The organism is Caldivirga sp. UBA161 (genome assembly GCF_002506515.1).
In the GTDB taxonomy this organism is placed as follows: Archaea; Thermoproteota; Thermoprotei; order Thermoproteales; family Thermocladiaceae; genus Caldivirga.
The window spans coordinates 52861-65924 of record NZ_DAXS01000016.1 but is presented as its reverse complement, the minus strand read 5'-3'; the positions used below and the strand labels follow the sequence as shown (position 1 = coordinate 65924).

Here is a 13064-nt window from a genome sequence, read left to right as displayed (position 1 = left end):
AGAACAGGAGGAGACTACGTATGGGTTAGTAGGTTACTTGGTCCAAGGCTCACATGGCTCGTCGTAGGCTTCGTCGTAGGTTTCATAATAGAGTCGCTAGCATACTATGCCTTAATAGCCATAGCTGGAGTGGAGCAGTTAGGTACAATGTTATTAACCCTAGGTATTAAAGTTAACTTCACTTCACTTGAGGTTATTGGAATCGGTATTCTCTACTTTGCCATAGTAGTATTTGTGAACATAATGGGTACTAAGTATGGTATTAGGTTGATGACTGTGTTAACCATTGCATCAATAATAACGCTCCTCTTAGCATTAGTGGTGCTCTACATAGTACCTAGATCAGTGGTTATAAGTCGCGTTAGTTCATTGCTGCCAAGTAGTATAACGTATAGTAAGGTTGCTTCACAGTACGCTGGGCCATACTTCGCACTAGGCCCAACAATAATGATGCTACCATTCTTCGCAATATACATATACCCATGGCTTCAAGCAGCACCTGCAATAGCGTCAGAGATAAAGTCTAAGCGCGCCATTAACTGGAACCTACCAATATCTGCAGTCTTATCAATGATCATGGTGACCCTTGGTTTTGCAGCAATGTATTACTCAATGGGGTTTAAGTTCTCCACTATGGCTATGGCTGATGGTTATGTTAACTTCTGGTCAGCTGCAATGGCTGCTTCAGGTAATGCAGCGTTGGCTTGGATAATAGGTATTGGGTCAGTGCTATGGTACTTAGCAGTATTGGCCTATGGAGCCATAGTGATTGTACGCTACTTATTCGCATTATCCTTTGATAGGATATTACCGGAATTCTTCTCATACGTAAGTCCACGCCTTAGGAGCCCAGTCTACGCACACTTATTTGACTTAGCCATAACGGCGGCATTAATAGCCGCAGCTGAGGCATTATATAACACATTCTCAAGCCTATACGGTGCAGTGGTGGAAGCCTTAATATACTTCGCCCTAGTTGGTGCAGCAGCGGCTGTGGCGGCTATTCTTAATAGGGTTAAGTTGGATAAGGGTGTTAGAGTAACCTTAGCTGTGGCAAGCATACTGATGGTTGGAGTCATGGGTTACATATCCTATCAATTCCTGGAGTACCCAAGCATTTGGGGTGGTAATTGGTTAGCCTACGGTGTTGAGGTGGGGGCTGTGTTAGTGGGAATAGCAGTATACTTCATAGCGAAGTACATTAATTTAAAGAAGGGTTTAGACATATCGCTGATATTCATGGAAATACCACCTGAATAATAAATTATAATTAATATTATTTAAAATAATCCTCATTGTTTAAGGCATTGACTTAAATCCACCCTCTTAGTTTCATTGCCTTCTCTATCCTAGTTACGGCAGTGACTATTGCTGCATCCCTCATAGTCACTCCACCCTTCTTTAAATTCTCATATTCATTAAGTACTTTCTTAAAGTTATTAACCATTATGCCCTCAAGCTTGCTCCTAGTCTCCTCTTCACTCCAAGTCATCCATTGAAGATTCTCAACCCACTCAAGGTAACTCATTATTACGCCACCAGCATTAGCTAAAATATCAGGCACAATAACAACACCCCTCTTAGTCAAGTACTCCTCAGCCTCAGGGGTTGTTGGGCCATTAGCACCCTCAACTATTAACTTAGCCTTAACCTTAGTTACATTATCAGCCCTGATGGTATTCTCTATAGCACTTGGTATTAATATATCGGCATTAACGTAGAGCGCATCATCAGGTGATAGTTTCTGCCCTCCTGGGTAATTAATCACCTTACCTGACTTATTCTTAACCTCCATGGCCTTATTAACATCTAAACCATTGGGATCGTAAACAGTGCCTGATGTGTCAGCAACCGCAACAACCTTAGCCCCCATTTTAGTAGCCCAGTATGCTGCCCACTGACCAGTATTACCGAAGCCATGCACTGATACCTTAACTTCATTTAAATTACTATTGAATAGGTTCCTCCATGCTTCCCTAGCAGTAACCATCACACCAAAACCAGTGGCGTATTCTCTTACTGGGTTTCCCCATAATTCAACCGGCTTAGCAGTAAAGACTCCTGGTACATTCCTGCCTGCTATCTTACTATATTCATCAACCATCCATGCCATTATCTGTGGATTAGTTCCAACGTCTGGCGCTGGAATATCAATCTCAGGCCCTATTGCACTATATAATGCCCTAACGTATCCCCTAGATAATTCTTCTAGTTCATTAGCCTTAAGTAACTTAGGATCAACCCTTACAGCACCCTTACCACCACCATATGGTATTCCAGCTAGGCTGTTCTTAAGGGTCATTAAGGTTGCTAACGCTATATCATCCTCCAGGGTAACCTCTGGGTGGAATCTAATTCCACCCTTGAATGGGCCTAATGCATTATTATGCTGAACCCTATATCCCTCAAATATTACCATTGAACCATTAACCCTAACTGGTATTGATATTGCTATAACCCTCATAGGCCTTGATAAGTAATCGTAAACTACTTTATCAAGGCCCCCAATTTCCACCGCCCTCTTAAGTATCNNGGAATATTGACTGCATGGGTATTCCAAATATGGAGCTCACATAGTTCACCTGAGGGTACTATCTGCATACCTTTATAAAGTTTTCTAATTATTTTATTTAATACAATATATTGTTATATAATATATATTCTTCTACCTAATTATGTAAAGATGTATATTCTTATAGTGAATTAGGTGCTTCATAGTTATTATCAATACTTGGTAGTTCATAAAATAAGGAGGCAGTTTACACTTGCCATGAGACTTAGGTAATAATCATGATTAAGCGCTCCTTCATGGCTATGATGTTTACCTAAAGTAATGAAGGCAGCTGGCATTAGGTTTTTAAAGCCAATGCATAACTTAGTGATGTATGAGTTACTACGACGATGAGGAGAATATTCAGGATGAGGATGAGCTTGAGAAGGCTAGGAGGAGGAAGCTTGAGGAGCTTCAGCGCAAAGCTGAAGAAGAGGAGAGAAAGAGAGCTGAGGAGGCTCAGAGGAGGGCTGTTATAAGGGTTATATTAACCCCTGAGGCTAGGAGTAGGCTTGATAACCTTAGGCTTGTTAAACCTGAATTAGTTGAATCAATTGAGAATCAGTTAATTGCTTTAGCCCAGTCAGGTAGAATTAAGGTTCCCATAACTGACGAAGAACTTAAAAAGATACTGGAAACAGTCTATAGCCAAACCAGGAGGGAGTATAGGATAAGGTTCAGGTGAATGATATGGCAACCCATAAGCCACTGGGCTTCAAGCTCAGGCTAGCATCCGCAGGGAAGTCTAATAGGAATCCGCCAGCCTGGGTTATGGTTAAAACAGACAGGAAGGTTACGTACAATACTAAGCGTAGGAATTGGAGGAGGGTTAAGCTTAAGTTAGGGTGATTGAATGTCAAGTAATGAGATTATACTCACAATAAACCTAAGGGATGTAAAGGAGGCATCAAGAAGAATAAGGGCACCCTATGCAGCTAGATTCATTAAGAGGGTTGTGGCTAGGCATGTTAAGGTTAATGAGGATAAGGTTAAAGTAAGTGAAAACTTGAATAACATACTCTGGAGTAGGGGTATTCAAAAACCACCATTGAAGATTAAGGTTAAGGTAACTAAGCGTGAAGATGGGTCAGTAATAGTTGAGTACCAGGGTTAATTTTCAAGTACTTAAATTATTACTATATTGATAAATTAATGGCGCCGCATATTAATTCTCATTAAGTAAATATAAGCTATAGGCGTATGGTTAACTGTTAACTCATGTTTAAGTTTTCAACTTTACTTTCACATTGAAGCTGGCGCCTTAGGTATGCTAGTGTAATCTTTATAAACCCATGGGGCTGCATGGATGATATGCCTAATTTCAGAAGCGTGCTAATACCAGCACCTAGGTCAAGGTTCATTAGGGTTAGGTGTAACCAATGCGGCAATGAGCAGATAATATTTGATCATGCCACTGTGGAGGTTAGATGCTTGGTCTGCGGCAACCTCCTCGCCAGGCCAACTGGAGGGAGAGCTGAGATACTGGGCACGGTGGTCAGGGTCCTTGATTAATAGCGCTATCATCCTATAGTGNNATCTTTATAATTTATCTTGTTCTACACCATAGATTAACTAATTACCATTTTCCAAATACTTAGGAGTCTCCATCAACATTGAGGTAGCATTGTGAATAATCGCCTAGGCACCTTTAAATGCATTTACCTTAAAGCTGAAGCTTTAGGTATATAGGTATATCGATATAATCATTTTAACTTAATGTAATCGAATTTACGTATTAAGTTAATAATGATTAGGACTAGCAAAAATTTTATAAGGGCATGTGAATAACATTATCAGGTAAAGTATATGAATTCCATATTTTAGAATGCCCATGTGGTCAATATTCCTGCAGAATACATTAAGGATACTTAAGAGGCTTGAGGGCATAATGGTTAATAACTTTAAGAAAGTACTTAATGAATATGAGGATTTGGCTGCTTAAATCCACCCTCTTAGTTTCATTGCCTTCTCTATCCTAGTTACGGCAGTGACTATTGCTGCATCCCTCATAGTCACTCCACCTTTCCTTAAAGATTGATTTTTAAATTATCTTAAATAGTTAAGATTTAAATTAATGTAATTAATTGTGTTAGTTGATGATGAGATGACGGTAGTCGGAGGAAGTGAAGATTAATGGGCGTCCTGATTTTAACCCAAAACTTCTGTTATCCTCATCATTTCAAAGCCAGTGGTTGAATCACCCACTATTGCACCCTTATTATTAGCCACCATGCCGCTCCTAATTAGGCTAATACCTCTATTTATAGTACCTATACCAACCCTTAGGCTGAAGAACTCCTTGAGGAAGCTTACATCGCCTTCATCCACCTCGGGAGAAACCAATATTCCCCTATCATTCACAACTGCTAGGGAGCCGATTATGTATAATCCCCTAATATCCCTAACCTCAATTTCAACACCTAAACTATCCCTAATTAGGTTCAAATATTCCCGTTCAATTATTGGTGATACTAAACCCCTCCTATTATTAACCAGCATTAAGTTAGCTATAGCTGTGTATTTAGATGGTAGGATGGCAATGTTTAAGTCACTTAAAGACTTCTTTAACTGCTTGAGTTCCTCATCCCTAATTATTGAGGGTATTAATACGCCATTATTATTCATGACTGCAAAAACGCCTAGGAGTGGGGATCTGCCTATGGTTAATTTAATAACATTAACCTTAAGGGTATCCTCAACATGCCTATCAATCTTCTCAGGGGAGTCCATGGGTAATAGTGCATATTCATCATTAGTAGCCATGTAGACGCCTACACTGGCTGTACCATAAATCCTAATGGGCATTATATCAAACTTACTGACTGACACTGGAACCGTTTAATTATGCCGTTTTATAAACCATATTCAGTATTAGGTTGATACACCCAGTAACTTAACTTCACTCTCCCCATGGGTTATTTCATTAACCTTCCCGATAACAGTATCCTGTAATCCAGCCGGTATTTCTAGCTGTAAAGTTAAGTTACCTGACTCATCATACTGCTCCTTAAGTATCCTACCCATCCTAGCTAAGGCTGACTTAACCCTCTGCCCATGTTCAGGGCCAACAGTCACTTCAAGGGTGGCTACAGCAACCTTTATTGGTATGACCTTTTGAAGCGCCTTTAATACATCATTAATCTGCTCGTCAACGCCTTTAAATGGTTCAATCACCACGTTTACGTTATTTAAGGCTAACTCAATCCTCTGGGGTGGTAGGGGAGCCTTAGTTCTGGCATCAATACAGTTCCTACTAATCCAGTCTATTATCTGCTTCTTCTTATCCTCAATAAGCCTCCTCCTCTGCTCTGAGGTTAAGGGTATCTCCGCGCTCCTCAGTATTATCTCAGCAGCCTTCCTGTGGTCTGTGGTGCCGAAGGCTCTCTTAAGGGCTATTTCAGATGCCCTCAACCCCCTCTTAGAATCCCTGAACACGGTATCTGTTATGAGTACTTTATCTAGGCTAATTGATTTACCTAATTTAAACTCAAGGGCATAGTCAGGGTCAACGAGTATCTCGAAATGTTCGCCCTTAGCATCATACTTAACCGTAACCACCCTCCTACTGGACATGCGTGTTAACTCACTCGGTTGGTTAAAAACATTACTTGATCTTAGCCATTCTTGCTACGCCACCTAGGTGATCCCATATTCTCAGCAGTTCATTAGCCTTAGCAACGCGTTCACTACCCATTATACCAGCCTTAATTATAGGTGCCTTAAAGCCGACAGCAATGTGGGCTAATAACCCACTCTCAGTGTCACCTGACCTATGTGAAACCACTATCCTGTAACCATTATTTAATGCAAGCCTAACAGTCTCATGGGCCCTCGTCACTGTGCCTATCTGATCAACCTTAATTAAAACGGCATTAGCAGCCCTCTCACGAATACCTATTGCCAACCTATCTGGGTTGGTTGTAAATAAGTCATCACCAACAATAAGCCTATCCTTAAATAAGGCCGTTAACTCAGCGAAGGATTGGAAATCCTCCTCATGGAATGGGTCCTCAATGTACATTAAATCATACTTCTCAATTATGCCCTTAATCCTCTCAAAATGCTCCCTTGGAGTCAATTCCCTACCCTCATTAGCGTATACGTAGGCTTTACCATTCCACATGCTTGATGATGCCGCATCAATACCTAACCCAATCTCAACTCCAAGCCTCCTTGAAACCTCCTTAATGGCCGAGCTAAGCACCTCAAGGGCCTTATCAGTGGATATTTTAGCAGTCCACGCACCCTCATCATTCTTACCACCAGCGAAGGTTGGGTCCTCCTTAGCCAGTATCTTCCCAACCTCCCTATGAACCTCCATATTAGTGTACACTGCAGTATATATGTCAGGTGCACCGTAGGGTAGGATTAGGAATTCTTGGTAATCTGGCCCAAGGCCCCTACTATGCTTACCACCACCAATAGTATTACCTAATGGATATGGTATCACGTTGGCTAATGAACCGCCAATAACCTGATACGGCCATAATCCCTTTGAATCCGCCACAGCAACCACATTAGCCATTGAGGTTGCTACGGCCACGGCGCCCCCTATTTTAGAGAAGTCCCAGGTCCCATCAATATCCTCAAGCTTCTTATCAATGGCAGCTTGATTAACAGCATCCATGCCTATTAAGCTTGGTTCAACCCACCTCTTGAAGGCGTCTATGGCTGCATCAACACCCTCATCGGGGAAGTACTTAACCTCATGCTTACCTCTTGATGCACCAGCTGGGGCAATAGCCCTACCCCAACCATCCTCAAGCTTCACCTCAACCTCAACAGTTAAATCACCCCTACCCGTAAAAACCTTCCTAATGCCTAATCCACTTATCCTAGTTCCCATGGGTCCACCGCCTAGTTCAGTATTAAAATATTAAAATGCGTTTCTACTCTTAACGCTTCAATTTAAATCAAGTGAATAAACAGTAGTATTAAGTAACCTAAGTGGGCTACTGGGTTTACTGCACTAATCATGGCCACTGCTGGGGCGAACACTATTGATACTGTGTTAACCACCTTTATTAATGGGTTTAAGGATGGGCCTGCAGTATCCTTGAAGGGGTCACCAACTACATCACCGATGACTGCGTTCTTATGGGCAGCACTACCCTTACCCCCAAGTTCAGGATCAAGCATTGCCTCAATTAGCTTCTTAGCGTTATCCCATGCACCACCGGCGTTAGCCATTAGTAAGGCCCTGGGGAACCCAACTATTATGGTACCTAGTATTAAGCCCGCTAAGGCAACCCAACCTAGGGTTAAGCCAACCAGTATTGGCATTGCCACAGCCAGTAATGCCGGAGCCATGAATTCCCTTAAGGCATGCCTAGTGGCTATATCTATTGCCTTATCGTAGTCAGGCTTATCTAAACCCTCAAGAATCCTCTTTACCCTGAATTGCCTCCTAATCTCCTCAACTAATTCAGAGGCAGCCTTACCCACAGCTATGAGTAGCCTTGATGAGAATACGTAAACTAAGACAGCACCCATTAATATGCCCACCAGTAGTAGTGGGTTGATTACGTTAAGGTAATTTAAGGCAACTGATAAGGCGCCATCAGCCGGGGTACTGTAGCTAACTGCCTCATAAATGAAGCCTATGAATAAGACCAGTGATGCTAAACCAGCACTGGCTATTGCGTAACCCTTAGTGGTAGCCTTATACGTGTTCCCTATTGCATCAAGTGCATCAGTAATCATCCTAGTCTCATCCCCAAGCCCAGCCATCTCCACTAACCCATTTGCATTATCACTAACAGGTCCATAGGAATCCAGTGAAATAACTATGCCGGCTAGGCTAAGTAAGCCAACTGAGGCTAATGCAGTACCCATTATACCCCCCTCAATAGGCATTGATGCTGGAATGTATGCGTAGCCAAGGTAAAACGATATTCCAAGAGCCACCGCAACTATCAGTATTACTGGTGTAGCGCTCAGTAGGCCGTATGAGTAGCCAGCGACTATTACGTTTGATGCTGATAATGATGCTTGCTTAGCAATATCCTTAACTGGTCCATAGGTGTAGTGAGTGAAGTACTGGGTTATGTATAATACAGCCACCGCGGTTACGAAACCCATTATAACGCTAACTGAGAGTGCCATGGCCTCCAGTGGCTTAACGACAAGCATTGAGTAAGCAGTGATGAGTAATGAACTAATGAGTACTGTTACTATTAGCGAATTACTCAGCTTCCTCATTGATGCTGAGGCTATATCCCTCCCATTAACCTTACCCCTCACTACTTGTACACCTAGTAGTGTTGAGAGGAGTACTAGTGATGTTACTGATAGTATTAGTGATGCGAATATCTTAGGTATGTTGAATACTGAGATTAGTATAAGTGACCCTGTGAGCACAACTATGAAGCTTTCATAAACGTCACTAGCCATTCCCGCAACATCACCCACATTATCACCCACGTTATCAGCTATAACTCCTGGGTTTCTTGGATCATCCTCAGGTATGTTTGACTCAACCTTACCAACCATATCCGCACCCCAATCAGCAGCCTTAGTGTAAATACCCCCAGCAACCCTAATGAAGAGTGACATTAAGCTTGCGCCAAGGGCTACGGGGGCTATGGCCATGGCCCATTCCCTAACCAACGTGGAGTAGACTAGGTATAGTGATGAAACCGTTAATACCGCTATACTAGCCAGTATAATACCCATGACGCTCCCAGCCCTGAAGGAAACCTTAAGAGCCTCATCAATGCCTCCCCTGGCTGCAGCAGCTGTTCTTGAGGCACTCCTGGTTGTAACATACATTCCAATATAACCTGCTAATCCACTGCCTATGGCTCCAAGGGCGAATGATATCATTGAGTAGGCGGCTAATGAGGGTGAATGGAAGAGTAGGTAGTATGTTGCACCTATTATTAGCATTAGGATGAGGCCTGTTGGAAGAATAACACTGTACTCCCTTTTAAGGAATGCCCCCGCACCCTTGGCTATTAGGTTGCTTATCCATTTCAATTTCTCATCCCCAGGATCTCTTGAGAGGACCCAATGAGTATTGTATAGTGCATATGCTAACCCAATTAATGGTATTACTAAAGGTAGGCTTAGGGGGTTTAATGAGGTAACCATAACTATGGATTAGTAAATAGGTCTTATAAGGATTATTTATTGCAATATACTGAGTACACTATATTCATAATTATAAAAGTGATACCATATTTCCCAATAACACTTATTAGACCACTGCTTAAAGCTTTTAAATAAATCAAGCAAGTATCTAATTAATGTTACTGGAGGAGAAACAGAAGAAGTCAGGTAAGGAAACAGGTAGAATACTTTTAATAGATTGGTTCACACCGGCAATATTAACTGAGGAGGAGATCTCACTGGTGAAGTTCACTGAAGTACCGCTTAAATCTTTCATAAGTGAATTCAATGATTATGTTGCTCAAGGCCTTAAAATATTCAACATGCTTAATAATAAGGAATCAGTGGTAGCATTAAGAGTAGCGGGGGCTAAGGTGCCGAGTGATAGGGTGGATATGTCGGTGGAGGACGTAAGGTATATTGTACCTGGTTCATTAATCTTCTACATTTACGTTGATGATAAGGCCATGGAACCGTTAAGGATTTATAAAATTGAGTTAAAGGGCTAAGTGTTTAACGTTAAGCAATGCTTAACTTAACCTTCCTGAATCCATTTTAATGCTGATAACAGACACCCTAATAGTAACACCTGGACCAACTGAAATACCTCATAGAGTGCTCCTAGCCATGGCTAAACGCACCACTAATCCCGACCTTGATCCAAGCTTCTTCAAGCTCTATGATGAGGCCAGGTCAATGTTAGCTAATATGCTTAGTGCACAGAGGAGGAATATTATAATATGGGTTGGTGAAGCCATGAGTGGGCTAGAGGCTGCTGTGGCTAATTTAGTGAGGAGTGGTGATAAAGTTGCCGTCTTGAGTAATGGCTTCTTTGGTGATGCGTTCTCAGACTTAGTATCATCATACGGTGGTGTACCCATACTTCACAGGGTTGACTACAGTAGTGTACTTGATCCAGATAAGGTTTCCTCATTCCTTAGAAATGAGGCTAAGGAGGCTAGGGTTGTCACCATGGTTCACTGTGAGACACCGAGTGGTACATTAAATAATTTAAGGGAGTTAGCTAAGGTTGTTAAGTCCGAGGATAAGCTCCTGGTGGTTGATGCAGTGTCATCCATGGGTGGTGTCGATATTGATGTTAAGTGGGGTATTGATGTACTCATTGGGGGTAGTCAAAAGGTACTTAACTTACCCTCAGGCTTAACCATACTGGCGATTAGTGATGATGCGTGGAGCGAGGCAGAGAGGGTAGGCTATAGGGGCTTTTACTTAAACATTAAGTATTGGAGGGATGCTGTTGAGAAGATGGAGTTCCCCTATACTCACAGTGAATCATTGGTATATGGTTTAGTGGAGTCATTGAGAATGATTAATGAGGAGGGGTTAAGTAATGTTTATAGTAGGCATAGGGCAATATCCCGCGGTGTAGTTAATGCAATTGAATCAATGGGCCTTAAAATAGTGCCTGACTCAAAAGAGTACTCAAGCCCAACTGTGACAGCCTTCTACGTACCCAATAATGTAAGTGAGGCTAAGGTTAGGGAATCGGCATTAAAGTACGGTGCCTTCATTGCTGGTTCCTGGGGGCCATTAAGGGGTAAGGTACTTAGGATTGGGCATATGGGTTACACAGCCTCCTTAAGCATAATGACGAGCGCCTTAATGGCGCTTACTAAGGCTCTTAATGACTCAGGGTACAGGGTTAAAGTTGGGGATGTTATTGAAGCCTTCCTAAGTGGTGTTGGTGCATGAGCATCTTCGTAAGGGAGAGCACAGGCCTAGTGAGGGAGGTTGGGCCCCTTAAGGCATTATTGGTGAGCATGGGTTATAATGGCTTCCTAATAGTGCCATTCGTGTACTTAACAGGCATGTACCTATATGGTGAAGGTAATTCAGCCTACATAGCCTTAATTGCCTCATGGTTAATGTTCATACCTGGGGTAATCATGTGGTACTTAATAACCCGCCAATACCCAAGGACAGGCGGCGACTACGTATACTTCTCTAGGCTTAACCCACCCGTGGGCTTCGCGGCCTGGTTCAACTTCACTATTGGTGAGATGCTTTACGATGCAGTATTAGTGTACTTCTCAATAAGCCAATTGGGTATTGTTCTTCAAGCATTAGGTAATCCACTTGCAGGCATTATAACGAGTCCTAGGTATGAATTCGCCATAGCAGTTGCATTAGTGGTGGTTTTAATAATGGTTAATGTGGCTTCAGCCAGGGCTGGCTTAACAATGTTCATGATTATTTCTGCTGCAGCCCTATTAACATTCATAGCCTCAGCAGTATATATCGCCTTACTTCCAATCAGCCTAATTAAATCATCCCTTGGATCAGCCTACGTTGAAGCCTTAATGAATGCCAGTAAGGCTTCACCAACGGGTGGGGTATATGGGGTACTTGGTATGGCTTCATTCACAACGGCTGTTTGGGCTTACGTTAACTTCCCAGCCACTATAGGTGGTGAGATTAGGAGGGATAGGGTAACTGCATTGCTTGGTGTTATTGGAATGTTCATAATAGGTGGTTTATTCTTCACATTATTCGTTGCCTCATTCCTAAGGAGCCTTGGAGTTAACTTCTACATTGGTGCAAGCTACATGTATGCCTATGGTGTGGATAATGGCTTCATCCTCATTAACCCAGGTGCTGACTTAGCATTAATACACACTCCAATAGCCATAGCCTTAGCATACTCATCATTCCTCTGGTACATTGCCCCAGTCACAGGGGTTATTATTCAAGTATCAAGGTACCTATTAGCCTTCTCAATGGATAGGGTTCTACCGGGAGTATTCTCCTACGTTAACCCAAGGACCCACTCACCTGTTGTGGCTCATTTATTTGACCTAGCCGTAACGGTAATACTAATGTATATCCTAATACTAACACCCTTCAGTTCAAGCCTCCTCTATGCATTAAACCTTGACGCCTTAATCCTACTGGTCTTCACATTCATAACCTCAGTACTCCTGGCCTTAATCATGTATGTTAAGGGTATTGTTAAGCTTCAGGTAAGTAAAGTACTCATCACTTCCCTAACAGCAGTATACTTAGCATTCCTACTCATATTTGCATACTACTGGTTAACTCAACCCCAATACTACCTCTACGTGACAGGGAATCCGATACAACTACTGGCTGAATCATCAGTAATATTCGTAATTGGCCTAATAATATTTGCTGTAGTTAAGCACATTAGGGATAAGGAGGGAATACCATTGAGCCTAGTTTACGAGGAAATACCACCAGAATAAAGCCCTGCCTTAAAATATAAGGTACTCATTAAGTACAAGAAGGAGAGTATTGAGCCTTTAGGTAGTTTAATTGATGAAGCCGCTTCATTGCTTTATGGATTCGGGATGGCTTATGCATTTTTTGTAGGAGTTACATTAATGGAGTTCCTTGCATTTTAACTTAATGTGAATTTAATGCA

13 protein-coding genes are annotated in these 13064 nt (G+C 42.1%); 8 read left to right on the top strand and 5 right to left on the bottom strand.

Going from position 1 to position 13064, the window contains the following annotated elements; all coding sequences use genetic code 11:
- Positions 1 to 1260, top strand: a 1260-nt coding sequence (locus BP896_RS02235) for an APC family permease (RefSeq protein ID WP_291765212.1), incomplete at its 5' end; no start/stop codon positions are given.
- A 52-nt stretch (positions 1261 to 1312) separates the two neighbouring features.
- Here the strand turns inward: BP896_RS02235 and BP896_RS02230 are convergent.
- Complete coding sequence (locus BP896_RS02230; protein WP_349681914.1) at positions 1313 to 2515, bottom strand: Glu/Leu/Phe/Val dehydrogenase; 1203 nt, start codon at positions 2513 to 2515, stop codon at positions 1313 to 1315.
- A gap of 370 nt (positions 2516 to 2885) precedes the next feature.
- Here BP896_RS02230 and BP896_RS02225 point away from each other — a divergent pair, with 370 nt between their 5' ends.
- The 4 genes from BP896_RS02225 (at position 2886) to BP896_RS02210 (ending at position 4063) form a co-directional block, all read left to right on the top strand.
- Complete coding sequence (locus BP896_RS02225) at positions 2886 to 3236, top strand: DNA-binding protein (RefSeq protein ID WP_291765209.1); 351 nt, start codon at positions 2886 to 2888, stop codon at positions 3234 to 3236.
- A 5-nt stretch (positions 3237 to 3241) separates the two neighbouring features.
- Entirely contained in the window at positions 3242 to 3400 is a 159-nt protein-coding gene (locus tag BP896_RS02220) for a 50S ribosomal protein L39e (protein WP_012185271.1), read from the top strand.
- A gap of 4 nt (positions 3401 to 3404) precedes the next feature.
- Entirely contained in the window at positions 3405 to 3665 is a 261-nt protein-coding gene (locus tag BP896_RS02215; protein WP_291765202.1) for a 50S ribosomal protein L31e, read from the top strand.
- Positions 3666 to 3862: 197 nt separating this feature from the next.
- Complete coding sequence (locus BP896_RS02210) at positions 3863 to 4063, top strand: 30S ribosomal protein S27e (protein ID WP_291765201.1); 201 nt, start codon at positions 3863 to 3865, stop codon at positions 4061 to 4063.
- Positions 4064 to 4699: 636 nt separating this feature from the next.
- On the opposite strand, the gene BP896_RS02205 is transcribed toward BP896_RS02210, so the two are convergent.
- The 4 genes from BP896_RS02205 to BP896_RS02190 all read right to left on the bottom strand — a co-directional run bounded on the left by BP896_RS02205 (position 4700) and on the right by BP896_RS02190 (position 9643).
- Positions 4700 to 5356 (bottom strand): translation initiation factor IF-6, encoded by a 657-nt coding sequence (locus BP896_RS02205; RefSeq protein ID WP_291765248.1) that lies wholly within the window; start codon positions 5354 to 5356, stop codon positions 4700 to 4702.
- A gap of 66 nt (positions 5357 to 5422) precedes the next feature.
- On the bottom strand, positions 5423 to 6124 hold the full coding sequence (locus BP896_RS02200; RefSeq protein ID WP_291765199.1) for a ribosome assembly factor SBDS: 702 nt from the start codon (positions 6122 to 6124) through the stop codon (positions 5423 to 5425).
- A gap of 31 nt (positions 6125 to 6155) precedes the next feature.
- Positions 6156 to 7397 carry a phosphopyruvate hydratase gene (gene eno, locus BP896_RS02195; RefSeq protein WP_291765196.1) on the bottom strand — a complete coding sequence of 414 codons (1242 nt, stop codon included), beginning with the start codon at positions 7395 to 7397 and terminating at the stop codon, positions 6156 to 6158.
- 62 nt (positions 7398 to 7459) lie between these two features.
- Positions 7460 to 9643, bottom strand: coding sequence for a sodium-translocating pyrophosphatase (locus BP896_RS02190; RefSeq protein ID WP_291765194.1), 2184 nt, complete (start codon positions 9641 to 9643; stop codon positions 7460 to 7462).
- 155 nt (positions 9644 to 9798) lie between these two features.
- Between BP896_RS02190 and BP896_RS02185 the strand changes: the two genes are divergently transcribed.
- The 3 genes from BP896_RS02185 to BP896_RS02175 are packed head-to-tail and all read left to right on the top strand — an operon-like array spanning position 9799 to position 12885.
- Positions 9799 to 10170 (top strand): hypothetical protein, encoded by a 372-nt coding sequence (locus BP896_RS02185; protein ID WP_291765192.1) that lies wholly within the window; start codon positions 9799 to 9801, stop codon positions 10168 to 10170.
- Positions 10171 to 10219: 49 nt separating this feature from the next.
- On the top strand, positions 10220 to 11374 hold the full coding sequence (locus tag BP896_RS02180) for a pyridoxal-phosphate-dependent aminotransferase family protein (RefSeq protein ID WP_291765189.1): 1155 nt from the start codon (positions 10220 to 10222) through the stop codon (positions 11372 to 11374).
- A complete protein-coding gene (locus BP896_RS02175; RefSeq protein ID WP_291765187.1) occupies positions 11371 to 12885 on the top strand; it encodes an APC family permease in 1515 nt (504 codons plus the stop codon). Before BP896_RS02180 ends, BP896_RS02175 begins: the two co-directional genes overlap by 4 nt.
- Positions 12886 to 13064 lie beyond the last annotated feature (179 nt).